Source organism: Actinacidiphila sp. bgisy160 (genome assembly GCF_965342435.1).
Classification (GTDB): Bacteria; Actinomycetota; Actinomycetes; order Streptomycetales; family Streptomycetaceae; genus Actinacidiphila.
Window position 1 is genome coordinate 217,830 of the sequence record NZ_CBDRCM010000002.1, and the last position, 26,460, is coordinate 244,289.

Below are 26,460 nucleotides of genomic sequence, written 5' to 3' on the forward strand. Positions count from 1 at the left end.
GGCACGGTCGGCGGTCACGGTGCCTGCCCGGCCCGGCTTGCGTCGCCCGCAGCACGCAGAGCGGCCCCGGGCGTGTGCCCGGGGCCGCTTCATGCCCTACCTGCGGTCAGATCAGGCGGGGGTCGTCCACGAACCGATCACGAAGGACTCGGGACGGTCGACGGTGAAGCCAACCCTGGACTCAGCGCGAATGCTGACGGCTCCGCGCTGGAAGTTGTCCTGGTCCTCGCTGGACACGGTGACCGTGGTGTTCTGCCGGTCGTAGATCTGCGCGCCCATACCGAAGGCGCCGAGCAGGTACTTGCCGGACGGCATCGCGGTCGTCTCCACGACGGGGATGCGCCAGACCTTCTTCTCCGCGCCGACGGCGACGGACATGGCGACACGGAAGGCGCCCGTGTCGTCGGTCTCCAGCTCGACCTTCTCCCACATGTCGGGGGCCACGACGAGGCCGGTCGGCTCGAACTCGGCGAGCAGGGAGCGGGTGATGGCGCGGCGGACCTGCACCGAGTACCCGTCCTGGTTGGAACCCGTGTAGGTCTGGACGCCGGGGGTGTTGAACAGGCCGGTGAGGGCCTGCGAGCCGCCCGTGCCGGACAGGAGGTCGACGTCCTCGCGGAACTTCAGGGCCTCGGTGAGACGGCCCGACAGGAAGCTCTTGAGCATGGGCTCGTCGGCGAGGGTGTTCTTGTGGACGCGGAGGATCGTGGCGATCTCCACGACCGGGTACATCATCGGCTCGAACGTGATGTCCGACTCCTGCGCCTTACCGAACACGTCGGTCGGGCCGCCGGTCGCCGGGGACACGCCGTCCGCGGCGTACCGCTCCTTGACCTGGGCGGCGTTGTTGGTCCACCCGGTCTCGCGGATGCCGTAGAGGATGCTCGCCTTGGTGGTGGCCTTCGGGAACAGGTCCCGGATGTGGGTCTTCCGGCGCTGGTACTCCACCAGGCCGATGTCCTGGGCGGAGCCGAACGCGTTGATGGTCTGGGTACCGGCGGACAGGGAGAAGATCGACTTCCCCTCCAGCTCGGTGCGGATGTACGGGCGGTCGGTGAAGCCGTTGGCGGCCGCACGCTTGTACTCCGGGGACTCCACGAACAGGTCGCCGAGGCTCTTGGCCTCCATGCCGTTGTCGCTGCCGCCGTAGTAGCGGCCGGCGGCCGACGGGGTCTCGGGGGCGTCCAGGTAGGCGTCGATCTCGTCGGCCTGGCGGCGGGAGTCGATGAGGCCCTTGATCTCCTGCGCCTCGCGGATGGCCTTGCGGTAGGCGTCGTTCTGGGCGGTGGAGATCGTGAAGCGGTTCTTCTCGTCGACCTGCCAGGTGTCCGCGATGCGCTGCGCTTCGGCGCGCTTGGCGGCGAGCTCGGTCGTCAGAGTCTTGAGGCTGATGCCTTCGGTGCTCATGGGGTGAATACCTCGGGGGTGCTGGTGGGTGTGCGTTTGGGCGCGGTCGCTCGCCCGGCCAGCACCGGGACGACCCGATCGTCGGAGTCATGTGACAGGGGGTGGAGTGCTTGTGTCGCGTGCTCCCCGCACCAGGTGCGCGGGGAGCAATCGCGCAGGTCAGTCGTCCAGTTCGGCGAGCTGCTTGTGGACGTCGTCGGGGTTGAGCGTGACCGTGTCGCCGTCGCCGTCACTGTCGTAGCTGCCGTCACCGTCGCCGTCGCTGTCGCTGCGGCCGCCGTAGTCCAGGGCGTCGTAGGCGGCGTCATCGGCCCCGGCGTAGTCGCTGCCCATGTCGCTGCTGGGCGGCGGGGGCGGCACGGGCCGGCCGCTGTTCATGCCGTCGTCGCCGTCGTCGCCGTAGTCCCAGTCATCCCAGCCCATCTCGTCGTCGTCCTCCTGGTCGTCTTCGTCGTCGGGGCCGGTTCCGTCGCCGAGGGGGACGGTGGACTGCTGCGGCGCGTCCATCGGCATGCCCTTGCGGGCCAAGGTCGCCATCAGGCGCTGCATGACGGGCCGCAGTGCGGCCAGGGCGGCAGGGCTGGCCTCGGAGGCCTCCAGGGCGCTGGTGGCGTCGTCCAGGCCTGCGGCGGCGGGCTCGATGTACCGGGCGTCGGCGGTCTCCTGCGGGGTCGCCGGGGCGTCGTCCTCGTCGTAGTCCTCGTCGTTGGGGACGGCTACGACGGTCACCGCGACGCGCTGCGGGGCGCCGAGGACCGGGTCGGTGCCCTCGAACCGGTAGGGCACGGAGTAGGTGGCGGGCGAGGAGTAGTCGGGGCTGCCGACGGTGGCGATCACGTGGGTGGGGTACGTCGCCTCAACACAGCACCAGTGGTCCAGGGGGCCCGAGTCGTCGTTGCTGTCGGGGTGGAACAGGGTGCGGATGGCGTCCGTGAGGGCGCGGCGCTGCTCCTCGAAGGAGCCGGGCATGTGGCCGGTCATGTTCTTGGTCTCCAGGGGCGGGCGGGCGGCCGCGACCGCGGCGCGGGCGGTCTTGGTCTGGTAGCGGGTGCGGGGGCGGCTCGGGGGCCGGCGGGCGGCCGCTACGGCGGCGCGTGCGGTCTTGGTCTGGCGGCGGGCGGCCGCCACGGCGGCGCGGGCCGACTTGGTCTCCACAGGCGCGGCCGCGGGCGCTGCCGCAGGCGTGGGCGCGGCGGGCGGCTGGGCGTCCTCCTCAAGGAGGGACAGCGGGATCGGCGTGCGCTCCTGCCCGACCACAACCCACAACTGATCGAAATGCACCGGGGTTGGGGGCACGGCCGGGGTGTCCGCGGGCAGGTCGTAGCCGAGGGTGAGGTGCGGCGTGAACCCGTGGTCGGTGCGGAGCTGCTCGGAGAACACCGACGTGGCCAGGCGGGACGCGACGCGGTCCTGCAGCGCGGTCAGGCCGGGCACGTCCACGGGCACCCAGCACGGGGTGCCGTCCTCGTTCGGCGGGAAGAACCCGATGCCGCCGATGGTGCCCTGCAGCGGCTCCGTGTCGGCCGCCAGGTCGCGCACCAGGTCCGGCAGGTCGTCGGGGTGCCCGCCGAGGTCGCCAGCCTGCCCGAGGTAGGCCAGGGTGACGTGCAGCTCCTCCGGGGCGGTGCCGTCGGGGTGCGCGATCCGCTCCGCCGTGTCCAGGTCCGGGTACAGGGCGATCATTACGCCTTCGCCGACGTTCGGTTCGCCGTGCGGCTGGCCCGGGGTGGCCTTGTACTCCATCTCACCGTTGGCCCCGGCGGGGTTGCCCTTCACCTGCAGACTCATCGTCAGCGGGTGCGCGCCGTGCAGGACGGGGCTGACCTCGAACAGTTCGAGCTTGCGGATCAGCCGCACCCCGGCGCGCTTGGTCGCACCGCCCTTGGGGACGGTGTAGCCGATCGACCACTGGGCGCCCCCGCCCTCCTCGTGCCACTGCTTGACCTGCTCGTACACGTCGCGGCCGCGGGTGGTCTTCATGTTGAACGCGACGTCGGCGACCAGGGCGCCGGCCGCCGGGGGCCACGGCTCGCCCATGGGCGTGTACTTCGGCAGCCGGGAGTCGCCCGGCATCCACTCCTCCACGCCGCGGCAGACCCCGATCGGGTCTTTCCACTCGTGGGAGAACACCGGCTTGACCGGGCGCTTGCGCAGCGTCTCGGTGAAGGCGCCGGGAAGGATCACGTCGCCGACGTCGTCTTCGACACCGGTCACGGCGGCTATGGCTCGGGAGGTCCCCCGCTCGGGGGGCTGAGGGCGGGGGCGCGGCGGCACGGTGGTCCTTCCAGGCCGGGGGCGTTGGCCTGCGTACCGTGCGCGCCGCGTGTGCCTACCGTCCTGCGCTATACCGCCGGGGCGATGGCGGTGAAGGGCTTCACGTGCGCGGCGATGGTGGCGATGAGCGCTTCCGGGCCCGTCCACACCACGTACTCGTCTGCCTTGTAGAAGGGCACGGTGCCGTCGTCGGGGTCGATGACGCGGGCGGTCCGCAGCGCCCGGTAGATCGCGTCGTGCAGCTCCTGGTCGACGGGTGCCGGCTGTCGGGAAGGCCTGCGGGTCACCGGGTGTCGTGCCTGCCGGGGTTGTCGTGGCCGAGCATCCAGAAGTGCCGGTGGAAGCGCTGCACTACGTCTCCGTCGGCCGGGTACGGGCAGGCCTCCACGGCCTTGCCGGTGCGCGCGGCCTCCGCTCCGGCCTTGGCGGAGCGGAAGCCCTCCGTGAGCGTGGCGGGCGGTGTGGTGTCGCTCATCGTGCCTGCCTCCGGGTCACTTCTTGAACGGGTTGGGGGACGAGGAAGGGTCGTCCTCGTCCTCTTCGTCGTCCGGCTCCTCGTCCAGGCCGGGCAGGTCGCCCTCGTCGCCCTCCTCCAGGCCGTCTCCCTCCTCGCCGTCGGCGGGCTCGCCGTCGGGCATGTCGTCGGGGGCGGGCGCACCGCCGCCGGAGGGCGTCATCCCGGCGTCGTCCACGTCAGTGGCCCACGCGTCGGCGTCGGAGTACCGGTAGACCTGGCCGGTGGCGTCACGGACCCACCCGGTGAGGGTGCCGTCCGGGGCCTTCTCAAGCCAAGCCTCCTCCCCGTTCGGGTCGGAGAAATGGTCGGTGACCGACGGGTCGTCGGGCTGCGTCTCGTCCCCCTCGTCGTACAGGTCACCTGCCCACGGGCGGGAGTCGTCGGTGGGCATGGGTGGCTGGCCGGCGTTGGGGTCGGCGGCCGCGGCCGGATCGGCGGCGGCGGGGTCCATGGGCGGTATGGCGGGGCCTCCACCGGGGGCGCCCTTGACCTGGAGCTGCAGTCGGAATCTACGCACGGGCCGGACCATGACCCCCCGGGCGGCCTTGCGTCGCGTCGCCCCTCATCGGCGAGCCGACTTGGTGAGGGACGGGCCCCGGCCGGTGCCGCTGCGGGTCTTCGCGCGGGGCGTCTTGATCTGGGGCTTCCGGGCAGGCGGCTTGGTGGAGCTCTTGCCGTGGTGCCAACCGCCGTGGTGGTGGTCGTCGTCGTCCCAGCGGCTCGACACCGGAGCGCTTCCGCCCGGGTTGGACGGGGCGCAGGCGGCGACGACGGCGCCGATCAGGACGACGATGACGAGCAGGACCAGGACGCCGATGACGGCGTGGAAGTCGGGCGAGCGGCGAAGAGTCGGTCTCATGGCGCGCACCCTGGAGCGCGGCGCGGCCTTGCGTCGAGCCCGGCGGGACCGGCTGCTGCCTTCAGGGGGCAGTGCCCGGCTCGGCGGGGGCAGGGGCGGGATGGGAGCGCCTGTATTCGGCGAGGTGGCGCTGTAGCTCTGCGGCCTTCTGCGGATCCATGTCAAGCTCGAACCGCTCGGCCCGCAAATAGTTCCGGAACGCCCCGAGGAGCGGTTGCAGTGCCCGTGCCAGCGCACCGAGGGCAACTCCGAAGACGCCAAGCGCGGCACAGAAGCTGGAGTAGATCGCCAGCCAACGCGCGGGCCCATGCCCATCCACCGCTGCCCAGAGAACGACCAGGCATAGAGCTGCAACCAAGGCCAGAACGAGCCCGATCCATACGCAACCTGCCGCCATTAACTGGCCGGATGCGGCTGTTCTGGCCCTAGAGGCGCGCGTATCCATGGCGGCCAGCCGTGCAAGCTGAGCCTCAGAGGGGGCGATGCCCGCGTCGATGTTGCGCATTGCATCGGCCTTGGCAGCGAGCCCTTCAGCCAACGCGTTCTTCGCGTGCTCGCTGCCCATGTGGAGGAAGGCATGCGTTTCAACGAAGCCGAGCACCAACACCGCCGCGATTACGGCGGATACGATGGCCGCGTAGTCGTCGGTCATGGTCAATTGCCTTGCCAGCATTGCCCCTCCGGTGCCTTGCGCGGCCTGAGTTGCTCCGGGCCGCTGCTGATGCGGGTGGCGATTCTCCCGCGTCTCCTGCGGTCAGTGCACGGCCCCGGCGGGGCGGGGCGGGCCCGCTGGAGCGGGCACCTGCCCCGTCACCTCCATCACCTTCGTCCAGGACTCCAGCACCCCCAGCACCGCGCGGGCGTTGGTGCCGTCCAGGTCCGGCAGCCGCGTGAACATTGCTGCGACCCGCTGCGACCCGATGACGGGCCGGGCCCGCTGCCCGGTCAGTCGCACCGAGTACAGCGACCCGTCATCGAATGCGCCCTTCACCTGCACGACGCTCACCGCCGCCACATCCCTTCCGCCGTCACGGCCTGCGGCCCAGTACGGCGAGTGCGCCGAACAGGAACTTTCGCAGGTCGTCGTCCAGATACCACGAGTCGGAGAACAGTGACTCAAGGCCCACGGGCAGGAGCTGCCACGACTTGCCGTCGCGGGCGTCCATGCCGGCCAGTAGGTCCGCCCAGTAGCCGTCACGGGCCGTCGCGTCGGCACGGTGCCCGCGGGTGGGGAACCGGTCGGCGAGACGGACCTGCGTGTTGCGCTTGCGGTTCCCGATGCGGCCGGTGGACGTCCGCAGCCAGTGGTAGGCCTCCGAGGCGGCCGCCAGGTCCGGGATGGAGTGCTGCATGTGGTGGCCGAGCTGGTGGAGGGCCTGCGCGTCCAGGGTCGGCGCGGACGCCACCGAGGCGCCCTCACTTCCAAGGGCGGCTTCGCCCAGGTCCACGTTGTAGTAGCCGCGGGTGAGGCCGTCGGGGTGGACCGTCAGCTCCTCGGCCGCGCTCAGCCAGTCCGTGGGCAGGAACTGCAGGGACCGCTTCACGGCCTCCTTGCTGTCGCCGTCGGGGCCGCCCACGGCCATCGTGTCGGCGCCCGGGCCCATGGGCCGGATGTCACTGAGGGCGGCCAGCGAGGCCTCCCGCAGCGCCCGGTTGTAGGCCTCTTCCATGCGGCGGGCGTCCGCCGCGGCGTGCCGCGCCTCGGTCTCGGCCCCGGCAAGGTCGAGCTCGGCGCCACGGTTCCCGGATCGGGCCTGCGCGGTGACCTGCGCGACCCGCTCCACGGCGCGCCGCTCGGTGTCGCGGGCGGCCGCCACGGTGGCGTGCGGGTCCGCTCCCAGCTCGGGCGCGGCCTGCCGCATGCGGGTCAGCACGTCGGCGTCCACGGCGTCACCCGCGCCCAGCAGCGTGTCCAGGTGCCGCATCGCGCTCTCGCCCGGTACGCCGTCGGCGGCACGGTCGGCCGTCCACCGCGTGCCGTCGGAGACTCCCGGCAGACGGCCGGCCTCGAGGTCCGCCGTGCTCGTACGGCGCCAGCCGATGACGCGGCGGGCAATCTGCCCGAAGCGGCCCGGCTCGGGCATCTCCCCGGCCTGGCGGGCGACGGCTTCGGCGCTGTCCGCGCCGTCCTCCGCGCCCTGATACGGCGTCGGCGACCAGGGAGCGCAGCCCCACGGCCTCCGGCCAGGACTTGATGCGTCGTGCGAGGCCCTTGCCGATGCGGGACAGCCGCTCGCGGTCCCGGTCGCGCCACTTCTCGGCGGCCTTGCGGGCCACGGACCGCACCCACTCGGCGACCTTGCGGGCGATGCGCTTGATGAACGCCCAGATCCGCGCCCACAGGCCCGGGCGGGGCTCCTCCCCGGTGGCGTCGGTGACCGCTGCGGCGATCCGCCCGGCCACGGCCTGCTCACCGTTCTGCAGGGCGGCCGCGGCCTCGGCGGCGATCCGGTCGGCCTCGGCCGTGGTGAGGGTGCCGTTCGTGGCGGCGCCGGCGATGCGGTTCAGCGCGGGCGTGACGGCCTGCGTGACGTGGTCGCTGACGGCCCGGGTCTCGGCCTGCGCCCGGCGGCTGCCGAAGCCGAAATCGTCGGAGGTCATCTGCTCGGCTATGGACTGCCGCAGGGCGTGGATGCTGCCGGGGGTGGCTCACTTGTCGATGTCGCCGACCACGAAGAACATCGAGCCCAGGATCGCGACCATGTCGGCCACCAGCGTGCCCGGCAGCAGTACGGCCAGCGCCTGGATGTTGTTGTAGGACGCCGAGCGCAGCTTCAGCCGGTACGGCGTCTTCTCGCCCTTGGACACCAGGTAGTAGCCGTTGAGCCCGAGCGGGTTCTCGGTCCAGGCGTACGTGTGGCCCTCCGGGGCCTTGAGCACCTTCGGCAGCCGCTGGTTGACAGGTCCCGGGGGCAGCTCGGCCAGCCGGTCCAGGCAGGCGTCGGCGAGGTCCAGGGCGTTGTGGGTCTGCTGCAGCAGTACCTCGAAGCGGGCCAGGCAGTCGCCCTCGGTGCGGGTGGGGACCCGCAGGGTGTCCCGCAGCTCCCCGTAGGCCAGGTAGGGCTCGTCGCGACGCAGGTCGAAGTCGACGCCCGAGGCGCGGGCGATCGGCCCGCTCACGCCGTAGGCGTGCACCTCCCGGGCGGGGAGGACGCCGACGCCGCGGGTGCGGCCGCGGAAGATCTCGTTGCCCAGGACGAGGTCGTCGAAGGTCCCCATGCGCGAACGCACGGCGGCGACGGCGGCGCGGACCCGGCCGTGCCAGCCGTTCGGGAGGTCCTCCTTGAGGCCGCCGACGCGGTTGAACATGTAGTGCATGCGGCCGCCGGAGACCTCCTCCATGACCGCCTGCAGGTCCTCGCGCTCGCGGAACGCGTGGAAGATCGGGGTGATCCCGCCCAGTTCGAGGGGGTAAGAGCCGAGGAACATCAGGTGGTTGAGCACCCGGTTCAGCTCGGCGAGCAGCGTGCGGGTCCACACCGCGCGCTCGGGTACCTCCATGCCGAGCATGCGCTCAACGGCGAGCACGACACCGAGTTCGTTGGAGAAGGCGGAGAGCCAGTCGTGCCGGTTGGCCAGCATGATGATCTGGCGGTAGTCCCTGGCCTCGAAGAGCTTCTCGGCGCCGCGGTGCATGTACCCGATGACCGGCTCCGCCGAGCTGATCCGCTCGCCCTCCAGGCTCAGGCGCAGGCGCAGCACTCCGTGCGTCGAGGGGTGCTGCGGGCCGATGTTCAGCACCATGTCGGTGCCCTCGGCCGCGCCGCCGATGCCGATCGTGGTCTCCGTCATGGCCCCAGTTTCCCATCCCTTCACGCGTCCCGGGCCGTGCCCCCCGGGGCCTTTCCGGCCGCCGGCACGGGCTGCTCCAGCCAGAGGAAGCCGCCCAGCCCGGACGGGTCGGTGAGCTCGGCGGCCTCACCGGCGCGGGCCAGGGCGCGCACGTACCCGGCGGGGTCGGAGGAGGCCCGCGAGAGCGGCGGCCGGGCCCCCGTGACCCCCAGGCCGCCCAGGGCCTCGCGCTGGGTGCGCAGGACCGCCCCCGGGCCCGCGCAGGCGTCCATCGCCACGTGCGCCGTGATGTCGCAGGAGCCGTCGGGCACCGGCGGCGAGAGCTCACGGCCCTCCCGGAACGCGGTGAGCGTCCCGTACGGCGGGCGGGCCCCGGCGACGTGGCCGTAGTCGACCGCGACGGCGAGCCCGGCCTCCAGGCAGGCCACCGCGGCCGCCCAGGCGGAATCCCGCCAGCGGCCGATCTCCGCCCGGGTCCCGGCCTGCGCGCCCTCGATGGGCCACCAACGGCGCAGCCACTCGGCGTCCTCCCCGGCCACCGCGTCGCCGAGGCGTTCGGCGCCGTCGCGGGCACGGACGAGGACGTGGCGGGGCACGCCCTGCGCGTCGGTCTGCGCCACCGCGACCGGCACGTTGTCCAGCCACTCGTTGGCGAAGAGCAGGCCCCGCAGGCCCCGCGGCAGCTCTTCGGACCAGCTCACCCGGGCGTCCAGGCCGTCCGGTCGCGGGGCCTTCTCCACCGCGTACGGCCGCAGGCGGGCGGTCAACGTGGCGGGAACCACATCGAGCACCCCGGCGAGCAGTTCCCCCGCGCCCGCGCCGACGTCCACCAGGGCCAGCTCGACGGGGTGCCCGAGGTCCGCGTCGACGCGCTCGAGGAGGCGGGCGACGGCCCCCGCGAACAGCGGCGAGGCATGGACCGAGGTGCGGAAATGGGCGGCCGCGCGCTCCCGCCGGAAGAACCCTCCCGGGCCGTACAGGGCCCGCTCCGTGGCCTCCCGCCACCCCGTCCACGCGGCTGTGCTGTCGATCACGCCTCCACCGTATGTGCACAACCCGGGGCTTCGGACGGTTGAGCGGCTCGTCACCGGTTCCAGGTAGGGTGCCGTGGTCAGAGGTGTGTCCGCCCGTGACGGCCGCGGATGAATCGATCATGAATATCGGCCATCAGGACGACGCACGCCTTTTGCCGGATGGCCCGGTACTGATAGGTGCTGTGCAAGCGACAGGCAGTGGAAGGTGAAGAGCGGATGACGGCCGGCAACAACGGTGCCCCCGAGCCCGGGAGTGACGACCCCTTCGCGTACCTGTACCGCCAGGACGGCGAGGAGCCGGGTCAGGCGGCTGCTGCCCAGCCCGGTGTGCCCCGCACCTCGTACAACCAGGTGCAGCGGGTCGGTGAGCGGCGCCCGCAGCAGCCGCAGCAGCCCGGCTACGGCTACCCGCAGCAGCAGCCCGGGTACGGTCAGCAGCCGCCGTCCTACGGTCAGCCGCAGCCCCAGCAGGCCCAGGCGACCCAGCAGCTCCCCCAGGGCCCCGGCGGCCCGTCCGGACCGGCCGGCGGCGGCAGCCGCCGCGGAGTGCCCCCGCGCGCCGGCGGCCCCAACAACAAGAGTCTTCTGATCGGCGCCGTCGCCGTGGTCGCCGCCGTCGCGATCGGCATCGGCGTCGCCATCGCGGGCGGCGACGATGACACGAACCCGCAGGCGGGCGGTACCTCCACCCCGACGGCGAGCAGCGACGGCGGCAAGGGCGACAGCTCCGGCGAGCCCTCGGCTTCGGCGAGCGCGACCGAGCCCGGTGTCATCGACGCGGCCTCGCTTCCCAAGGCGGGCGGCGCACGGGTCGGGTCCCAGTACAAGGGCACCTTGGCGGCGGGCGGCAACTATGTCGAGAACATGAGCGCGGTGGGAGCTTCGGTGACCTGGAAGGTCGACGTGCCGAAGGACGGCTCGTACGACTTCTGGATCCGCTACGCCAACGCGGAGAAGGACCCGGCCAGCGCCACGACCGTGGTCAACGGGACACCCCAGAGCTACAAGCCGGACCTGAAGAACTACGGCAAGAAGGGCGACTGGAACGCGTGGTACCGCTCCTATGTCACCCTCGACCTGAAGCAGGGCACCAACACGATCGCCCTGACCTGCGGGCAGGGCGACGCCTGCCACTTCAACCTCGATCAGCTGGCGCTCCTGGACAAGGGCAAGTCGCCCGAGGGCTGGGGCCGCTGAACCGGCCGTAGCCCGCCCTGCCGGGCGGGCTACGGCCGTGAGTCGCCCTCCCGGTTCACATCGACCCGCCCCAGCAGGTCCTCGTACACCCCGCGGTCGAACTCGCCCGCGACCGGTGCCGCCACGGTGGCCGCCGAGAGGGCGACGGCGCGGGCGAGCCGCTGCGGCCAGTCCAGGCCCTCGACGATCCCGGAGAGCAGGGCGGCGACGGCCGAGTCGCCGGCGCCGGCGGGGTTGCCGGGGACGGGGGCCGGGGGACGGGCGGTCCACACGGTGCCGTCCTCGGCGAGGGCGAGCATCCCGTCGGGGCCGAGCGAGGCGGCGACGGCGCGAGCCCCGCGGCGGCGGGCGTCACGGGCGGCCCGCATGGGTTCCGTCGCGCCGGTGAGCCCGGTCAGTTCGGTGGCGTTGGGCTTGACCAGGTCGGGGCGGGCGGCCAGGCCGCGCCGCAGGGGCTCGCCGCTGGTGTCCAGCAGGACCGGGACGCCCGCGGCGCGCGCGTCCCGGACGAGCTCGGCGTAGCAGCCGACGGGCAGCCCGGGCGGCAGGCTGCCGCACAGGGCCACGGCGCGCGTCGCGCCGCCCTCCAGGTACTTGCGGTACGAGCCGAGGAAGGCCCCCCACTCCTCCGAAGTGATCGTCGGACCGGGCTCGTTGAACATCGTGGTGTCGCCGCCCGACTCGTCCACGACGCCCACCGTCCGCCGGGTGCTGCCGCAGGTGGGCACGAGGGCGTCCGAGACGCCGTCGATCCCCGCCAGATACGAGCGCAGCCGGTCCCCGGAGGCGCCGCCCGCGAAGCCGGTCGCGACGGCCTCGTGGCCGAGCGCGGCGAGGACGCGGGCGACGTTCAGCCCTTTGCCGCCGGGGCGTTCGGCGGCCTCCGACACCCGGTGGGTGGTGTGCGGCCGCAGCCGGGGGACGCGGTAGGTCACGTCGATGGCGGCGTTCAGCGTGACGGTGACGATCACCGCATGATCCCTTCGAACAGCGTGTGCGATGGGAAGGGATCATGCCAAAGGAACGCCCGGAGGCACAGACCCCGCCGCCGGGGGCAGGTCAGGGCTCGACGACCCAGCTGCCCTTCCGCATCACACCCACCAGGTCGAACGACGCGTCCAGGACCACCAGGTCGGCGTCCTTGCCCGGCTCCAGGGAGCCGATCCGGTCGTACGCGTCCAGCAGCCGCGCCGGGTTGGCGCTCAGCGCGCGCACGGCGTCGCCGACGGGCAGCCCGTCCAGGGTGACCGCCCGCTTGAAGGCGGTGTCCAGGGTGAGCGTGGACCCCGCGATGGACCCGCCCTCGACGAGCCGGGCGACGCCGTCGACGACGTCGACCTCCATCGGGCCCAGCAGGTAGCGGCCGTCGCCGAAGCCGGCCGCGTCCATGGCATCGGTGATGAAGGCGACCCGGTCGGCGCCGGCGCTGCGGAACGCCAGCTCCAGGACGGCCGGGTGGAGGTGGACGCCGTCGTTGATGAGCTCGACGGTGACCCGCTCGTCCTCCAGCAGCGCGGCGATCGGGCCGGGTTCGCGGTGCAGCAGCGGCGGCATGGCGTTGAACAGGTGCGTGGCCACGGTCGCGCCCGCCTCGACGGCCTTCAAGGTGGCCTCGTACGCGGCGTCGGTGTGGCCGACGGCCGCGATGACGCCGTGCTCCGCCAGCATCCGCACCGAGTCGAGCCCGCCGGGCAGTTCGGGGGCGAGGGTCACCATGCGCCCGGTACCCCGGGCGGCGTCGAGCAGCTTGCGCACGTCTGAGGGGTGCGGCTCCCGCAGCAGCGAGGGCTTGTGCGCCCCGCACCGGTGCGGGGAGATGAACGGCCCCTCGAAGTGGATGCCGGCCAGGTCGCCCTGCTCGACCAGTTCGGACAGCATCCCGGCCTGCCGGGACAGGTCGTCCAGGTCCCCGGTCACCGTCGAGGCGAGCAGGGTCGTGGTGCCGTGCCGCCGGTGGGTCCCGACGCCGGTGAGGACGGCCTCGGCGTCACCGGAGGAGAAGGACGCGCCGCCGCCGCCGTGCACGTGGATGTCGACGAAGCCGGGGACGATCCAGTGCCCGCTCAGGTCGCGGGTGGACGCCTGGAGCGGGTCGTTCGCGACGATCGAGCGGCCCTCTACGGTCACCCGGCCGTCCTCGACCACGCCGTCCGGCAGCACCACATGGGCACCGGTCAGCACGCTAGTTGCCGCAGTCAAGCGGTCACCTCCACGGAGAGAAGATCCCAGGCGAGCAGCCCTGCGCCCAGGCATCCGGCGGTGTCCCCGAGGGCCGCCGGCACGATGAGGGGGAGTTGCTGGAAGGTCAGCCGCCGCTCGACGGCGGCCCGCAGCGGCACGAAGAGGGTGTCGCCGGCCTCGGCCAGCCCGCCGCCCACGATCAGCGTTCCCGGGGTCATCAGGGTGATCCCGGTGACCAGGCCGTCGGCGAGGGCGGCGACGACCTCGTCCCACACGGCCGCCGCGCGGGGGTCGCCCGCTTCGACGGCGGCGGCGCAGCCGGCGGCGCCGGCGTCCGGGCCGCCGCCCGCGGCCTCCCAGACGCGGGCCACGGCGGCGGCGGAGGCCGCCGTCTCCAGGCAGCCCCGCTGGCCGCAGCCGCAGGCCGGGCCGCCGGGGCGGACGACGATGTGCCCGAGCTCGGTGGCCTCGACACGGCCCTCGATGCCGATCGCCCCGGCGATGCCGGTGCCCAGCGCCACGAACAGGAAGCGCTCGGCGCCCCGCCCCGCGCCCAGCCGGCCCTCGGCGAGGCCACCGGCGCGCACGTCGTGGCCGAGGGCGACGGGGGTGCCGTCGAGCCGGCGGGTGAGCAGGTCACGCAGGGGCGCGTCACGCCAGCCGAGGTTGGCGGAGTAGACCGCGACGCCGGCCCGCTCGTCGACGAGCCCGGGCACGGCGACACCGGCCGCGGCGGCGGGCTCGCCGTAAGCGCTTTCGCCGTACGTCCGCAGCTCCGCGGCGAAGTCGAGCACGGAATCGGCCACGGCGCCCGGGCCGCGCTCCCGGCCGGTCGGGCGGCGCGCCTGGTGCAGCAGCGTGCCGTCCGCCGCGACCAGGGCGGCCTTCATGCCGGTGCCGCCCACATCGAGGGCGATGACGTGTCTCACGGGGGACAGTGTCGCGCGGTACCCCGCAAAAGGTCTAGTCCACTCGCCGAAAGAGATCGCGCACCGCGTGTGCGTGGGCGCCAGGTGGCGCGGTGGGAGAAAGGCTTGAGTGGTGTAGACCTCATGGAGACGGCGGGGTGGGTACTCAGCGTCACCGTCGAAGCGCTCGGTGCATCCGGTGACGGGAGGCAGGGGTGACCGGGACGCGGATATGGTTGTCGGATGGAACGGGACGAGGCCGGGGCGGACGCCCCCGCGGACGGGCTGACGGAGCAGGACCGCGCCGTCCTCGACATCGCCCGCCGCGCCTGGGCCGGCCCCGGCGCGAAGGAACGGGCCATCCGTGAACGCCTCGGCATCTCCCCCACGCGCTACTACCAGCTCCTGAACGCCCTCCTCGACGACCCCCGTGCCCTCGCGCACGACCCCGTGACGGTCAACCGCCTCCGCCGCACCCGGGACACCCACCGCACCACCCGCTGACGCCTCCGGCGGTGACCGGCTGCCCGGAGGTACGGGTGCTCGGGCCCGGCTGTCCTGCCGCTCGTCGAGGCCGAGGAAGTGCCGCAGGACACGCGGCGTCAGCTTCTCGCACACCGACCGGCCCCGAGGACACCGCCAAGGGCGGGATGCTTCCGTACGCCGGGCATGCCCCCCGCAGGGGTCGGTATGGTCGGGGCATGAGCCGCAGCCGCAGGGACGAACTGCCGGTACCCACGACCCCCGAGGGTAAGGACGGCCTCGCCGCACTGCTCGCCGAGCCCCGCAGGGCCGTGCTGGCCCTGGACTTCGACGGGACGCTCGCGCCGATCGTGCCGGACCCGGACGCCGCGCGGGCGCACCCCCGGGCGGCTGCCGCGCTGGCCCGGCTGGCGCCGCGGATCGGGTCCGTCGTGGTCGTGACGGGCCGTCCCGCCGGCGTGGCCGTGCGGTACGGGGGCTTCGCCGGCGTGCCGGCCCTGGAGCGCATGGTCGTGCTGGGCCACTACGGCGCCGAGCGCTGGGACGCCCGTTCCGGCGAGGTCAAGGCGCCCGGCGCGCACCCCGGGGTCAACGCGGTGCGCGCGGAACTGCCGGGCGTGCTGGACGCGATCGGGGCGTGGCGGGGCACGTGGGTGGAGGACAAGGGCCGCGCGGTGGCCGTCCACACGCGCCGCACGGAGGATCCGCAGGCCGCGTTCGAGGTGCTGAGCGGACCGTTGCGCGATCTGGCCGACCGGCACGGGCTGATCGTGGAGCCCGGCCGGATGGTGCTGGAGCTGCGGCCGCCCGGGATGGACAAGGGCGTGGCCCTCAACGACTACCTGCGGGAGGTCGGCGCCGGTCCCGTGCTGTACGCCGGTGACGACCTGGGCGACCTGGCCGCGTTCGGGGCGGTGGAGAAGCGGCGCGCCGACGGCCTCCCCGGTGTGCTGGTGTGCAGCGGCAGCGCGGAGGTGGCCGAACTGGCCGCCCGGGCCGACCTCGTCGTGGACGGCCCGGAGGGCGTCGTCGCGCTGGTCGACGCCCTCGCGGACGCCCTGGAGGAGCGGGACGCTCGAGGCGGTGCCGAGACCCGGCCGCCGGTCGGGGACTGAACCGCGGAACCGTCGAGGTGTCAGTCCCGGCCGGGGGTGCCCGCGTCGTGGACGAGGAGGGCGATCTGCACCCGGTTGTTCAGGCCGAGCTTGCCGAGGATGCGGGAGACGTGGGTCTTCACCGTCGGCACGCTCATGTGGAGCCCGGCCGCGATCTCCGCGTTGGACCGGCCCTCCCCGATGGCGAGGGCCACCTCGTGCTCCCGCCCGCCCAGCGAAGCGAGCCTGCGCCGGGCGGCGGCCCGCACGCCCCGCGTCTCGGCGTCGGAGCCGGCGACCTGCGCGATCAGCTGCCGGGTCACCGCGGGGGACAGCACCGGTTCGCCGGCCGCCACCTTCCGTACCGCCTCGACGATCTCGCGCGGCGCCGTGTCCTTCAGGACGAACCCGGCGGCACCCGCGCGCAGCGCCCGCAGCACGTGCTCGTCGGTGTTGAAGGTGGTCAGCACGATCACCTCCGGCGCGCCCGGCACGGCCCGCAGCGCCTCGGTGGCGGCGAGGCCGTCCACGGTGGGCATGCGGATGTCCATCAGCACCACGTCGGGGGAGTGCTCCCGGACCAGCGCCGCCACCTGGCCGCCGTCGGCGGCCTCGGCGACGACCTCGACGTCCGGCGCCCCGCCCAGCATCATCCGCAGCCCCGCCCGCACCAGCGGGTCGTCGTCCACCAGCAGCAGCCGCACCATCCTCACGCCGCCCACGGTAGCCAGGCGCGCAGCCGGAAGTCCCCGCCGGACCGGCCGTGTTCCAGGTCGCCCCCGGCGAGCGAGGCCCGCTCCGTCAGCCCGATCAGCCCCTGCCCGGCGCCGGGGATGGCGGGCACCACGGCCGCCGCGGCCGGCACCGGGTTGCTGACCTCGACCGTCAGCCCCCGCGCGGGACCGCCGGCGAGCCGCACGGTCACCTCCGCGCCGGGGGCGTGCTTGCGGGCGTTGGTCAGCCCCTCCTGCACGATCCGGTACGCCGTGCGCCCGGAGGCGGCGGGCGCCGCCGACACGGCGGTGCCGTCCGCCTCCAGCACGATCCGCATCCCGGCGTCCCGTGACTCCTCCACCAGCCGCGGCACGTCCGCCAGCGTGGGCTGCGGCCGTCCGGCCGCCCCGTCCGCGGTACCGGCCCCGTCCGGCTCGCGCAGGACGCCGATGATGCCGCGCAGGTCGTCCAGCGCCTGGTGCGCGCTCTCCCGGATCACCGCGGCGGCCCGCTCGATCTCCGCGGGCGACGCCCCCGGGTGGAACTCCAGGGCGCCCGCGTGGACGCTCAGCAGCGACAGCCGGTGCGCCAGCACGTCGTGCATCTCCCGCGCCATCTCCTCGCGGGCCTGCCGCCGCCCGCGCTCGGCGTACGAGGCCAGCAACTGGCGCCGGGAGCGGACGTAGAGTCCCCAGCCGATCGAGCCGACCATGATCACGAAGAAGGTCATCGCCGAGCCGGTCTCCGGCAGGTCCGGGTCGGGGCCCCGCGCCACGAACAGCGGCAGCGGCGCGAACGCCAGGGCCGCCACCCAGGCCGTCGTGCGCAGCGGCCGGTACGCCGCCACGGTGAAGACCGCCACCGCGGTCGGCCCGCCGACCAGGTGCGCGAACCACCCCGTCACCAGCAGCACCACCGCCAGCCGCACCGGCCACCGCCGCCGCAGGAACAGCGCCGCGCACGCGGCCGCGCCGACCGCCTGCTCGACGGGCCCGACCGTCGCGCCCACCCCGTCCACGGACAGCACGGAGAAGGCCGCCGCACCGAGGAAGACCGCGATGTCGGCGACGATGTCCTTCCGTACGCGTCGCATTCCTCCGAATGTACGGTCCCGTGGCGCGGGCACCAGCCCCGCGCCCCAAGTCGATACCTTCGGACGACAACCCGCGCGGGATCGGCGACTTTCGCCGACAGCCGGGGCGGGTGGGCGCTCCCTAACCTCGTGGCATGAAGGGTTTCCTCGGGTTCCTCGGCTTCGTGCTGCTCTCCCAGGGCATCGGCGGCATCGCCTACCAGCTCACCGGCGGCTGGTTCCGGCTGTGGGCGCTGACGCACCGGATCGGCTTCCTGGACGGCTACGAGATCTACGTGTGCGTCCTCCTGGTCGTCCTGGGCGTCGCGGTCCTCCGCGCGGCGGAGTCGGCGGGCAAGCGCTCCTGACGGTGTGGGACACAGGCCCGCCCCGGCCTCCCGTCGTGAGCGCTGGAGGCCGGGGCGGTGGCACACGCGGGGGGCGGATCTACCAGTTGTTGTTGTCCCGGACGATGGCGCCGCACTCCACGAAGGCACGGACGGTGCCGGCTCCCGTCGCCGGCGGCGTGGCGGGGTCGGGATTGGTGACGGTGACTGTCCAGCCGTCGCCGGACCGCTGACTCGTGAGCACCCTGATACCGGTGACCACGTTCGGGGGGGTGGACGAGACATCGGACCTGTCGGTGATGGTGAAGCCGCCGCCCGTGACCTCGGTGCGCGAGGGGCAGTTCGCGGTGACCGACAACGATGCGGTGCCGGGTGGCACCTGTGCGAGCGCCGAGAAGTACTCGCGGGTCCTCAACCGCCCGAGGTTGTCGCGGTTGCCGCCGCCCTTGACGGTGTTTCCGGCGGCGGCGTCGTCGGCGACCGCGGCGGTGCGCGCGGTGGCGGTGGTGTTCATCGGGCCAACGAATGCGGTGGTCGTGACGACCGCGGCAGCGACCGTCATGGCTCCGGCGACGCCCCAAAGCACCTTACGACGGGGTCGACCGGACATGGCCTTCTTCGCTCGTATGTTCATCTCTCTGCCTTCGAAGATGACGGAAGGAGCTCGCTCCGGATCGAAGCGATTGGGGCCATCGTTACCTTGTGCGACGCGTTCCGCACTTTGGGTGACCGGAGAGGGTGAACGTCCGGGTACGGCCATCTGACGGAGCGACGGCAGTCGGGGCGTCAGATGGGCGTCGGGCGGGGCGTCAGGCGGCCGTGCCGGACGGGACCACCCAGCGCACGGGCTGGCCGGTCACGGCGGCGATCATGTCGAAGTCGCCGTCGTAGTGCAGGACAGTCGCGCCGTGCCGTTCCGCGGTCGCCGCGATGATCAGATCCGCCGGGGAAAGTGCCTTCCAGTTCCCGGCGGCAATGAGGTGTGTCTGCACGTCCAGTGCGCGGTCCCAGGCCTCGTCCGGCGTGGGCAGCCAGTCGAAACCCCGCATGCCATCTCGGATGCGGTCTGCGTCCGCCTTGGACCGTGCGCTGTGGAGCACCTCCAGTTCGACGGCCCCGCAGACGGCGAGCAATCCGGCGTTGTGGAGGGGTTCGATCACGGCCCTCACCGACGGTTTCGGGTAACGGGCGAGAGCGGACTTGTCGATGAGGAAGCGATCTCTCATGCGGCTCGATGCGGGTCGTGCGCCGCCCCGGCCTCGCCGGTGAGGCCGGGAAGTCCGCCGTCCGCCAGCCAGTCGAGGAACGAGGCGCGCTTGCGGCGCTTGATCGCGTCTTCCAAGGCGGCGTTCACGGTGGCGACTTTGGTCGTGGTGCCGAAGATCTCGGCTGCCTCCGCCAGCATCTGGTCGTCGACGTCGATGACGGTACGGGTCATGCGGGCCTCCTCGGGCATGGATGCTTCCTCCTAAGATATCAAATTGGGTCTCAGTCGATATCGGCGGACGCCCGTGCCCTCGCGCCGGGCCGCTGCCGCACGATGCCCGCGCGGACCAGGGCGGCGCCACGCCGCGCACCTGACGGGGCGTCGGCAAGCCGGCCGAGAGCAGGCGCGGCGGTGGCGCAGGGCGGGCAGGGACCGGTGCGGCCGGGGGGCAGCGGGTCGCCGCAGCCGGGGCATTCGGGGAGCGGGGCCGCCGGGGCGGCGGGGTCGCGGGCGGGGCGCGGCGCCGGGAGCTTGTCGCGCAGGCGGCGGGCGATGAAGCCGGCGGGGGAGTGGACGGCGCGGGGCAGCCCGGAGGACAGGGCGGTCCCCAGTTCCAGCTCGCTCGCGCCGTGTGCCAGCCAGCGGGCGGCGAGCGGGGCCAGCCGGGCGCCTCGGCGACGCCGAGGGCGAGCCTGGCCTCCCGCCGCCCGAGGCGGTGCAGCGCGGCCGCCGCGCGGGCGACCAGCGGCTCGTCGGCGGCGGGCTCGGGGTGGGAGGTGTTCTCCTCCTCCCTGTTCTCCCCCTTGGGGGAGGCGCCGACGGCCCGTACGGACGGCGCACCGGCGGTCGGGATGCTGCCGCCCGGTGCCGCGAAGGCCGCCTCGATCGCGGCGGGGTCGCGCAACGGCACGTTGGAGACGAGCACCCGGGTGGTCCAGCGGCCGGTCTCGGGGCTCTGCGTGCGGCGGGTGTGCACATAGCCCTCCGCCTCCAGCTGCTGCCGGGCCCGGCGCAGGGCGACGCGCCCCTCGGGCATCTTCTCGCCGATGGACTGCAGGGTCTCCCGGGACCCCTCCGGGAGGGAGAGCGCCCACTGCAGCAGCCGTACGGCGGTGCCGTTCAGCCGCGGATGGCGGATGAGGTCGTTCGGCGTCTGGGAGAAGAAACGGGTCGGCGGGATAGCATGACGGATCATGTGCGGGGCTCCCTTTAAGCCTCGTGGATGTAGGCCCCCGGCCGGTGTTGGCGCACCACTGGGGGCCGCTTCATGCGCTGGGCACGAAGGGTGATCGATCGGTTACTCTACCGGTGTCCCGGTGGTGTGTGCGACGAAGGCGACGAACGCCGTCCACGCCTCGTCGGTGAAGGCCAGAGCGGGCCCGGCGGGGTCCTTGGAGTCCCGCACGTGCACGGCTCCCGGGGCATGGGCGACCTCGACGCAGTCGCCGCCCTCGCTGCCGCTGTGACTGCTTTTGAACCAGGCGAGTCGGGATGTCATAGCTCCCCCGCAATCTGCTCGATCACTCTGGCGGAGTCCCCCACGCTGAGGGCCTGTGAGCGGATCATCGCATAGCGCTGGTGGAGTTTGCTGACCTCTTCCCGGCCGTCCACCAGCACGCTGCGGCCCTGGACTTCGAGATAGGCGAGCAGCCGCAGATCCGGGGTCTCCAGCAGCGACATGGGCCCGTCGAAGCCCGCGTGCGCCTCATGGGAGAGCGGCATGACCTGGACCGTGACGTGGCGCAGCGCCGCGACCTCCAGCAGCCGCTCCAACTGGCGCCGGTGCACGGCCCGTCCGCCGACCGGGCGCCGCAGCACCCACTCCTCGACGACGAAGGCGAGCTGCGGTGCCGGGGCGCGGGTCAGCAGCGACTGCCGGGCCAGCCGGGCCCGGACCCGGCGCTCGACCTCCTCCGCCTCCAGCGTCGGGCAGTAGGCGCCGAGCACCACGCGGGCGTACTCCTCGCTCTGCAGCAGGCCGTTGATGACGTGGGTGTCGTATTTGTAGAGGCTCACCGCCGCCCGCTCCAGTTCCGCGTACTCCTCGAACCAGGAGGGGAACTGGGCCCGTTCCAGATGGCGCGCCGCGGACCGCAGCACCCCGCCGCCGTCCCCGAGCAGGATCCCCGCCCTCTCCACGAACGCGGGCGGCGGCATCCGCTCGCCGCGTTCGATCTTCACGACGAGAGACTTCGAATACCCCACATGCGCGGCCAGTTCGTCGGTCGAGACCCCGCGGGCCTCCCGCAGCGACCGTGCCACGGAGCCGAACATCCGCATGCTGGCCGAGCCCTCGCACTTCGCGGACACGGCACCACCTCCCCGGTACACACGCCGTACACAGCCGCGGACCCGCCCCTGCACAGCTGATTCGGGGTCAGATCCGCCCTGGCCAGGCTAGCCACGGCAGGGAACCGTTGGACCCATGACGCAGGAATCCCCACCCGGAACGGCGATGCGCGTCGTCGCCGAACCCGCCCGTATCGCCGAGGTCCGCCGGGCCGTACGCGAACAGCTCCGCGCCTGGGGGCGCGAGGACCTGGCACCCGCCGCCGCGCTGTGCGTCACGGAGATACTCGCCAACGTCCACCGGCACGCGGGCTCGCCGGAGTGCGAACTGACCCTGGACGACCTGGCGTCCGAGGGCGTGCGGGCCACGGTCAGCGACCGCTCCCCCGTCCTGCCCGTCACGGCGCCCGGGCCACCGGACTGGGCGGCCGAGCGCGGACGCGGGATGCATCTGATCGCGGCGGCGGCGCACCGCTGGGGCGCGCGGCCGACCCCGGGGGGCAAGCAGGTGTGGGTGGTGCTGCGGTGAGGCCCGCCTCGTGGACCTGGCTGGACGACACGGCGTTCGGGCCGGTGGCGTTCCTGCTGGTGGCCCATCCACAGGGGCGCGGGACGGCGGAACTCGCCGCGCTCCTCGGGCTCGCCGAGCCGGGGCGGCGGCTGCCGGAGCTCGGCGAGCGGATCACCGTCGCCCGCCCGGGCCGGGCCGTGGTGCGCGGCGCGGACGGCGGGGTGCTGCTGGAGGTCGCGGCGGGGGAGCGGTGGTCCGCCTTCGTCGCGGCCGGCGGACCGGTCGCGCTCGTCGTGGGGCTGGACCCGCTCGCCCGCCGCGCGCCGCTGCCGGAGGTGGAGGCGTACCTGGCCCTGGGCGCGACGGCGGGGCGCATCCGGCTGGGCATCGGCCGCCGGGAGCCCTCACCTCCCTCCTGACCGCGCCCTGGACCGGCGCCCGGCCCGGGCTGCCGGCGACGCCCGCGTCCAGCACGCTGCTCGTGGCGTCGGAGCCCCGGGTCGTGTGTCGTGCCGGACGCCCACGCCCCGCTCGGCGCGGGGCGTGGGCGGGTGCCCGGGGCGGTGGGGTTCCTTGGGGCCGGCGGTCCGTGTCAGGAGGCCCCGCCGTCGGCGGTACTTTCGCTTCCTTTCGACAGGAATCTGATCCGCCTTCATGGCGGCAGCGAGACGTACCGCGGTGGCCGGAACCCCACCACAGGGGTCCCGCGGCCGTTCTGCAGCCTAGTCTTCAGAAGGGAGGTCGCCCTGGAGGATGAATGAGCCGAACCGCTCCATGAGTTCCGGGTTGATGTTCGGCAGGTTGTCCATCATGTGCGGGACAGGCTTGCCGTGTTCGGCCTTGGGCGCTCCGTCGAAGAGGAGCTCTTCGTATCCTCCGGGGAGAAACATGAAGATCATCTTGGCGGCATGGAGACTCTTGTTGAAGAAGCCGTGCCGCGTGTCGTTGGGCACGTAGTAGAAGGAGCCGGGGCCGGCGGTGATGGTGTCGTCACCGTTGACGAAGTCCAGCTCGCCGGAAATCAGGTAGAACGCCTCCTGATGCTTGCTGTGCACGTGCGGGTAGGCTCCGGCCCCGGCAGGGACGGTCGCCTCCACGAAGGTGAGCCGTCCGCCCGTTTCCGGGCCGCCGACCTTCAGGGTGTAGGTGTCTCCAACAATCCACCTCGTGTCGCCCTGCCCGGGCGGCACAAAGATGCCGTTCCTCTTCATGTAACGGGAATCGTCCTGTCCAGCGGGATCGTGCTGGCTCGGCGCGACGATGCTCAAGGCTGCTCCTCGATTGGGCCGCCACCTGTTGGGGCGACAGATGCAGGGACAGTTAAGTGGCAACTACTTGACGAGTCAAGCATGTGTCTTCTCTCCTGGGCCTCGCCGAGCACAGCGCCCCGGGCTCTCCATGGGCAACCCTTGGGCTGCATTGGTAGGCAGTACGTGTTGCGCCTGGGCCGGTCATACCGCTGGAGGCGCGGCCTCGACGCCCCACCCTGACAACCGCCCGCACGGCGAGGGTGGATGGGGTCGCCGCCGACCTCGCCTTCCGTCAACGGGCCGGGTTGCGGCGCGGTCCGGCCGCTCCGGTCCGGGCTACCCCAGCGCCCGCAGCTGGTCCAGGAACCACTGCTGCGGGGGGAGCGCCGTCGAGGCCGCCGCGAGACGCTTGGTGGCCTCGGCGCGCTCGCCGTGCGACAGGGACAGCGCCTGGTGGAGGGCGTCGGCCGTGGCCCGGATGTCGTAAGGGTTGACCACGAACGCGTCGTCGGCGAGCTCCTCGTACGCCCCCGCCTCGCGGGAGAGCACCAGCGCCACGCCGTCGTCCGAGACGACCGGGATCTCCTTGGCCACCAGGTTCATGCCGTCGCGGATCGGGTTGACCAGCGCGACGTCCGCCAGGCGGTAGGCGGCCAGGGAGCGCGCGAAGTCGTCCTTGACGTGCAGGACCACCGGCTGCCAGCCGGGCGTCGCGAACTCCTCGTTGATCTCCTCGGCCAGGTCGGAGACCTCGTCCGTGTACTCCCGGTAGACGGCCAGGTCGTGGCGGGAGGGGTAGGCGAAGGCGATGTGCACCACGCGCCCCTGCCATTCGGGGTGGTCGCGCAGCAACTGCGCGTACGCGAGCAGGCCGCGCACGATGTTCTTCGACAGCTCCGTGCGGTCCACCCGCAAGATGATCTTGCGGTCCGGGCCGCCCACCGCCTCCTGCAGCGCCGCCAGGCGCTCGTCCACGTCCGGCCGGTGCGCCCGCTCCCGAAGGAACTCGGCGTCCGCCCCGAGGCCGTGCACCCCGATCCGCGTGGTGCGGCCCTTGTACGTGATCGTGAGGCTGCCCGCGTCACGGATGACGGACGCGCCCAGCACGTCGGCGCAGCACGCGGCGAAGGCGTCCGCCCAGCGGCGGGTCAGGAAGCCGGCCCGGTCGGCGCCGAGGATGCCGCTCAGCACCTCGGCGGCGACGTCGTCCGGCAGGATGCGGAAGTAGTCGGGCGGCGCCCACGGGGTGTGCGAGAAATGGCCGATCCGCAGGTCGGGGCGGCGCGAGCGGAGCAACTGCGGCACCAGGGACAGGTGGTAGTCCTGCACGAGGACGGCGGCGCCCTGCGCGGCCTCGTCGGCGAGCGCGTCGGCGAAGGCGGCGCTGTAGGCCGTGTACGCCGCCCACTGCTCGCGGAAGTCCTCGTCGAAGACGGGCTCCAGCGGGGTCTGGAACAGCATGTGCTGGACGAACCACAGCACCGAGTTGGCGACGCCGTTGTAGGCCGAGGCGAAGGTGTCCGCCGGGATGTCCAGCATCCGTACGTGCTGGCCGCCGGTGTCGGCGGTGGCGAGGCGGCCCGTCCCCCCGGAACTGCGCAGCACGGCGGCCCGGTCCCCCTCGCCCAGTGCCGCGCAGACCCACACGGCGTCCGCGTCCGGCCCGATCGCGCTCAGTCCCGACACGAGTCCGCCGCCGCCGCGGCGGGCGACGAGCGTGCCGTCCTCGCGGAGGCTGTACGACACGGGGCCGCGGTTGGACGCGACCAGTACGCGCGCGGCATGCGATGCGACCATGCGGCCAGCCTAGCCACGCATGCCTGACCGCAAACGTACGAACTAGCCCAGCCGGGGGTTTCCGGCCGCGACCCGCCGCGGTCCGGCCGCTCGCCGAAGGCCGGGGAGGGCCGGCGCGACACCGCTCACCGGCGCGCGGACGCCGAGGCGATGCGCGGAACCGCACAGGTGCGACGCCGTCCTGGGTTTGTGCCCACCCTCCCCCGGCCGCCGCTGGGGGTGCCCGCACCGCGGCGGACCGCCTGCCCAGGAACCCCGGCGCCGTCACGCCACGGCGCGGCGGTGGGCGTATTCGGGGACCGTCCGCATCGGGGGGCGCTCCTCCGTCGCGACCTCGTGGACGCGCGGCTCGAAACCGCCGCCCGGCGCGCGGTCGAACTGCGTGAGGACGGGTCGCACGAGAGGGCCCCGCGCCAGGCGGATCTGCGCGGTCCGGTAGATCGCCGCCGCCATGCGGCCCAGCGCCTGCCCGTCCTGGTGCCGGTGGTGCCGTACCCCCACGTCGACCTGGGCCAGCGCGTCGAGCCCGACCGTGTTGAGCGCGTCCACCAGCAGCCCGATCTCCACCCCGTACCCCACCGGGAACGGCAGCCGCTCCAGCAACGAGCGTCGCGCGGCGTACTCGCCGCCGAGGGGCTGGACGAACCCCGCCAGCTGCGGCCAGTGCAGATTGAGCAGCGGCCGTGCGACCAATTCCGTCACCCGGCCCCCGCCGGCCGGGACCACCGTGCCGCCGGTCTCCAGGGGACGGTCGTACATCGCCTTGACCAGCTGCACGTCCAGGTCCGTGAGCAGCGGCCCGACGATCCCCGACACGAAGCGCGCGTCGAACTCGCGCAGGTCGGAGTCGACGAAGCAGACGATCTCCCCGCGTGTCACGAGCAGCGAGCGCCACAGCACCTCGCCCTTGCCGGGCAGCGCGGGCAGCCGCGGCAGCACTTCGTCCCGGTGGACGACGACCGCGCCCGCGGCCGCGGCGACCTCGGCCGTGCGGTCGGTCGACCCGGAGTCCAGCACGACGATTTCGTCGACCAGCGGCACCGCCTCGCTCATCAGCTCGCGCCGGATCGTCGCGACGATCGCCCCGACCGTTGCCTCCTCGTCGAGGGCGGGCAGCACGACGCTGACCGTGCCGCGCGCGCCCGCGGCGCGCTTGGCGGCGAGGAGTTGCGGCAGCGGCCTGTGGTCGGCGGTCCAGGACCGCCGCTGCAGCCAGCCGGCCACCTCGTCGAGCACTGCGTTGCTCCGTTTCTGCCCGTCTCGCAGGACGGACGGCCCATGACCAGGTTCGAGGTCGTCGGTTACAGTCTTGACCACGAGGCATGACCATCGTATGTCCACGGTGATCGCGCCCCGTCCGACAAATGCCCGGGCAGTGTGCCCGGCGCCATACCGCTCATCCAGAGGGGCAGAGGGAACGGCCCGTTGAAGCCCCGGCAACCCTCCCGCCGACCGCGAGGTCCAGGTGGGGAAGGTGCCAATTCCGTCTCACGGCGAGATGCGCCGTGAGGAAGATGAGGAGAAAGG

General features: G+C 73.2%; 32 protein-coding genes and 1 riboswitch. Of the genes, 7 read left to right on the forward strand and 25 right to left on the reverse strand.

The window, feature by feature from the left end:
- Positions 1 to 111 precede the first annotated feature (111 nt).
- From ACRWNP_RS03735 to ACRWNP_RS03790, 12 genes are all read right to left on the reverse strand, one after another.
- The gene (locus tag ACRWNP_RS03735; RefSeq protein WP_431959449.1) at positions 112 to 1,407 is read right to left on the reverse strand and encodes a phage major capsid protein; all 1,296 of its coding nucleotides are present in this window, start codon (positions 1,405 to 1,407) and stop codon (positions 112 to 114) included.
- A gap of 159 nt (positions 1,408 to 1,566) precedes the next feature.
- Positions 1,567 to 3,621, reverse strand: coding sequence for a 2'-5' RNA ligase family protein (locus ACRWNP_RS03740; RefSeq protein WP_431959450.1), 2,055 nt, complete (start codon positions 3,619 to 3,621; stop codon positions 1,567 to 1,569).
- Between the two features lie 128 nt (positions 3,622 to 3,749).
- A complete protein-coding gene (locus ACRWNP_RS03745) occupies positions 3,750 to 3,968 on the reverse strand; it encodes a hypothetical protein (RefSeq protein WP_431959451.1) in 219 nt (72 codons plus the stop codon).
- Complete coding sequence (locus tag ACRWNP_RS03750) at positions 3,965 to 4,156, reverse strand: Rmf/CrpP family protein (RefSeq protein ID WP_431959452.1); 192 nt, start codon at positions 4,154 to 4,156, stop codon at positions 3,965 to 3,967. Before ACRWNP_RS03750 ends, ACRWNP_RS03745 begins: the two co-directional genes overlap by 4 nt.
- Positions 4,157 to 4,172: 16 nt before the next feature.
- A complete protein-coding gene (locus tag ACRWNP_RS03755) occupies positions 4,173 to 4,715 on the reverse strand; it encodes a hypothetical protein (protein WP_431959453.1) in 543 nt (180 codons plus the stop codon).
- Between the two features lie 45 nt (positions 4,716 to 4,760).
- A complete protein-coding gene (locus tag ACRWNP_RS03760; protein ID WP_431959454.1) occupies positions 4,761 to 5,057 on the reverse strand; it encodes a hypothetical protein in 297 nt (98 codons plus the stop codon).
- Between the two features lie 61 nt (positions 5,058 to 5,118).
- Positions 5,119 to 5,709, reverse strand: coding sequence for a hypothetical protein (locus tag ACRWNP_RS03765; protein ID WP_431959455.1), 591 nt, complete (start codon positions 5,707 to 5,709; stop codon positions 5,119 to 5,121).
- 102 nt (positions 5,710 to 5,811) lie between these two features.
- Positions 5,812 to 6,063: a hypothetical protein gene (locus ACRWNP_RS03770; protein WP_431959456.1), complete on the reverse strand. Its 252-nt coding sequence runs from the start codon at positions 6,061 to 6,063 to the stop codon at positions 5,812 to 5,814.
- 22 nt (positions 6,064 to 6,085) lie between these two features.
- Entirely contained in the window at positions 6,086 to 6,982 is an 897-nt protein-coding gene (locus tag ACRWNP_RS03775) for a hypothetical protein (protein WP_431959457.1), read from the reverse strand.
- Entirely contained in the window at positions 6,948 to 7,658 is a 711-nt protein-coding gene (locus tag ACRWNP_RS03780) for a hypothetical protein (protein WP_431959458.1), read from the reverse strand. Before ACRWNP_RS03780 ends, ACRWNP_RS03775 begins: the two co-directional genes overlap by 35 nt.
- 48 nt (positions 7,659 to 7,706) lie before the next feature.
- Positions 7,707 to 8,849 (reverse strand): NADH-quinone oxidoreductase subunit D, encoded by a 1,143-nt coding sequence (locus tag ACRWNP_RS03785; protein WP_431959459.1) that lies wholly within the window; start codon positions 8,847 to 8,849, stop codon positions 7,707 to 7,709.
- 20 nt (positions 8,850 to 8,869) lie between these two features.
- On the reverse strand, positions 8,870 to 9,883 hold the full coding sequence (locus tag ACRWNP_RS03790) for an SAM-dependent methyltransferase (protein WP_431959460.1): 1,014 nt from the start codon (positions 9,881 to 9,883) through the stop codon (positions 8,870 to 8,872).
- 216 nt (positions 9,884 to 10,099) lie between these two features.
- Here ACRWNP_RS03790 and ACRWNP_RS03795 point away from each other — a divergent pair, with 216 nt between their 5' ends.
- On the forward strand, positions 10,100 to 11,080 hold the full coding sequence (locus tag ACRWNP_RS03795; protein WP_431959461.1) for a carbohydrate-binding protein: 981 nt from the start codon (positions 10,100 to 10,102) through the stop codon (positions 11,078 to 11,080).
- Positions 11,081 to 11,109: 29 nt separating this feature from the next.
- Here ACRWNP_RS03795 and ACRWNP_RS03800 read toward each other — a convergent pair whose 3' ends face one another.
- The 3 genes from ACRWNP_RS03800 to ACRWNP_RS03810 form a co-directional block, all read right to left on the reverse strand.
- Positions 11,110 to 12,051, reverse strand: a complete 942-nt coding sequence (locus tag ACRWNP_RS03800; RefSeq protein WP_431959462.1) for a 1-phosphofructokinase family hexose kinase — start codon at positions 12,049 to 12,051, stop codon at positions 11,110 to 11,112.
- A gap of 88 nt (positions 12,052 to 12,139) precedes the next feature.
- Entirely contained in the window at positions 12,140 to 13,333 is a 1,194-nt protein-coding gene (gene nagA / locus ACRWNP_RS03805) for an N-acetylglucosamine-6-phosphate deacetylase (RefSeq protein WP_431959463.1), read from the reverse strand.
- Positions 13,276 to 14,190, reverse strand: a complete 915-nt coding sequence (locus ACRWNP_RS03810) for an ROK family protein (RefSeq protein WP_431959464.1) — start codon at positions 14,188 to 14,190, stop codon at positions 13,276 to 13,278. Before ACRWNP_RS03810 ends, nagA begins: the two co-directional genes overlap by 58 nt.
- Positions 14,191 to 14,412: 222 nt before the next feature.
- Here ACRWNP_RS03810 and ACRWNP_RS03815 point away from each other — a divergent pair, with 222 nt between their 5' ends.
- Positions 14,413 to 14,673, forward strand: a complete 261-nt coding sequence (locus ACRWNP_RS03815; RefSeq protein WP_431959465.1) for a DUF3263 domain-containing protein — start codon at positions 14,413 to 14,415, stop codon at positions 14,671 to 14,673.
- 197 nt (positions 14,674 to 14,870) lie between these two features.
- Positions 14,871 to 15,767, forward strand: a complete 897-nt coding sequence (gene otsB / locus ACRWNP_RS03820) for a trehalose-phosphatase (protein WP_431959466.1) — start codon at positions 14,871 to 14,873, stop codon at positions 15,765 to 15,767.
- A gap of 20 nt (positions 15,768 to 15,787) precedes the next feature.
- Here otsB and ACRWNP_RS03825 read toward each other — a convergent pair whose 3' ends face one another.
- A complete protein-coding gene (locus tag ACRWNP_RS03825) occupies positions 15,788 to 16,453 on the reverse strand; it encodes a response regulator (protein WP_431959597.1) in 666 nt (221 codons plus the stop codon).
- Between the two features lie 2 nt (positions 16,454 to 16,455).
- Complete coding sequence (locus tag ACRWNP_RS03830) at positions 16,456 to 17,553, reverse strand: sensor histidine kinase (RefSeq protein ID WP_431959467.1); 1,098 nt, start codon at positions 17,551 to 17,553, stop codon at positions 16,456 to 16,458.
- 134 nt (positions 17,554 to 17,687) lie between these two features.
- Between ACRWNP_RS03830 and ACRWNP_RS03835 the strand changes: the two genes are divergently transcribed.
- On the forward strand, positions 17,688 to 17,900 hold the full coding sequence (locus tag ACRWNP_RS03835) for a hypothetical protein (RefSeq protein ID WP_431959468.1): 213 nt from the start codon (positions 17,688 to 17,690) through the stop codon (positions 17,898 to 17,900).
- A 79-nt stretch (positions 17,901 to 17,979) separates the two neighbouring features.
- Here ACRWNP_RS03835 and ACRWNP_RS03840 read toward each other — a convergent pair whose 3' ends face one another.
- The 3 genes from ACRWNP_RS03840 to ACRWNP_RS03850 are packed head-to-tail and all read right to left on the reverse strand — an operon-like array spanning position 17,980 to position 19,317.
- A complete protein-coding gene (locus ACRWNP_RS03840) occupies positions 17,980 to 18,639 on the reverse strand; it encodes a hypothetical protein (protein WP_431959469.1) in 660 nt (219 codons plus the stop codon).
- Between the two features lie 49 nt (positions 18,640 to 18,688).
- Positions 18,689 to 19,105 (reverse strand): PIN domain nuclease, encoded by a 417-nt coding sequence (locus tag ACRWNP_RS03845; RefSeq protein ID WP_431959470.1) that lies wholly within the window; start codon positions 19,103 to 19,105, stop codon positions 18,689 to 18,691.
- A complete protein-coding gene (locus tag ACRWNP_RS03850) occupies positions 19,102 to 19,317 on the reverse strand; it encodes a type II toxin-antitoxin system VapB family antitoxin (RefSeq protein ID WP_026251179.1) in 216 nt (71 codons plus the stop codon). The genes ACRWNP_RS03845 and ACRWNP_RS03850 overlap by 4 nt, the downstream gene beginning before the upstream one ends.
- A gap of 398 nt (positions 19,318 to 19,715) precedes the next feature.
- On the opposite strand from ACRWNP_RS03850, the gene ACRWNP_RS03855 reads away from it, so the two are divergent.
- Positions 19,716 to 20,066, forward strand: coding sequence for a hypothetical protein (locus ACRWNP_RS03855; RefSeq protein ID WP_431959471.1), 351 nt, complete (start codon positions 19,716 to 19,718; stop codon positions 20,064 to 20,066).
- Between the two features lie 317 nt (positions 20,067 to 20,383).
- Here the strand turns inward: ACRWNP_RS03855 and ACRWNP_RS03860 are convergent, their stop codons facing one another.
- Positions 20,384 to 20,584 carry a DUF397 domain-containing protein gene (locus ACRWNP_RS03860; RefSeq protein WP_431959472.1) on the reverse strand — a complete coding sequence of 67 codons (201 nt, stop codon included), beginning with the start codon at positions 20,582 to 20,584 and terminating at the stop codon, positions 20,384 to 20,386.
- A complete protein-coding gene (locus tag ACRWNP_RS03865; RefSeq protein WP_431959473.1) occupies positions 20,581 to 21,396 on the reverse strand; it encodes a helix-turn-helix domain-containing protein in 816 nt (271 codons plus the stop codon). Before ACRWNP_RS03865 ends, ACRWNP_RS03860 begins: the two co-directional genes overlap by 4 nt.
- A 115-nt stretch (positions 21,397 to 21,511) precedes the next feature.
- Here ACRWNP_RS03865 and ACRWNP_RS03870 point away from each other — a divergent pair, with 115 nt between their 5' ends.
- A complete protein-coding gene (locus ACRWNP_RS03870) occupies positions 21,512 to 21,904 on the forward strand; it encodes an ATP-binding protein (protein ID WP_431959474.1) in 393 nt (130 codons plus the stop codon).
- Entirely contained in the window at positions 21,901 to 22,305 is a 405-nt protein-coding gene (locus ACRWNP_RS03875) for a hypothetical protein (protein ID WP_431959475.1), read from the forward strand. The genes ACRWNP_RS03870 and ACRWNP_RS03875 overlap by 4 nt, the downstream gene beginning before the upstream one ends.
- 303 nt (positions 22,306 to 22,608) lie before the next feature.
- Here ACRWNP_RS03875 and ACRWNP_RS03880 read toward each other — a convergent pair whose 3' ends face one another.
- From ACRWNP_RS03880 to ACRWNP_RS03890, 3 genes are all read right to left on the reverse strand, one after another.
- Entirely contained in the window at positions 22,609 to 23,154 is a 546-nt protein-coding gene (locus ACRWNP_RS03880) for a cupin domain-containing protein (RefSeq protein ID WP_431959476.1), read from the reverse strand.
- Between the two features lie 318 nt (positions 23,155 to 23,472).
- A complete protein-coding gene (locus tag ACRWNP_RS03885) occupies positions 23,473 to 24,933 on the reverse strand; it encodes an alpha,alpha-trehalose-phosphate synthase (UDP-forming) (protein WP_431959477.1) in 1,461 nt (486 codons plus the stop codon).
- Between the two features lie 264 nt (positions 24,934 to 25,197).
- On the reverse strand, positions 25,198 to 26,169 hold the full coding sequence (locus tag ACRWNP_RS03890) for a glucosyl-3-phosphoglycerate synthase (protein WP_431959478.1): 972 nt from the start codon (positions 26,167 to 26,169) through the stop codon (positions 25,198 to 25,200).
- A 157-nt stretch (positions 26,170 to 26,326) separates the two neighbouring features.
- Positions 26,327 to 26,454: riboswitch (SAM riboswitch) on the forward strand.
- The last annotated feature ends 6 nt before the right edge of the window (positions 26,455 to 26,460 follow it).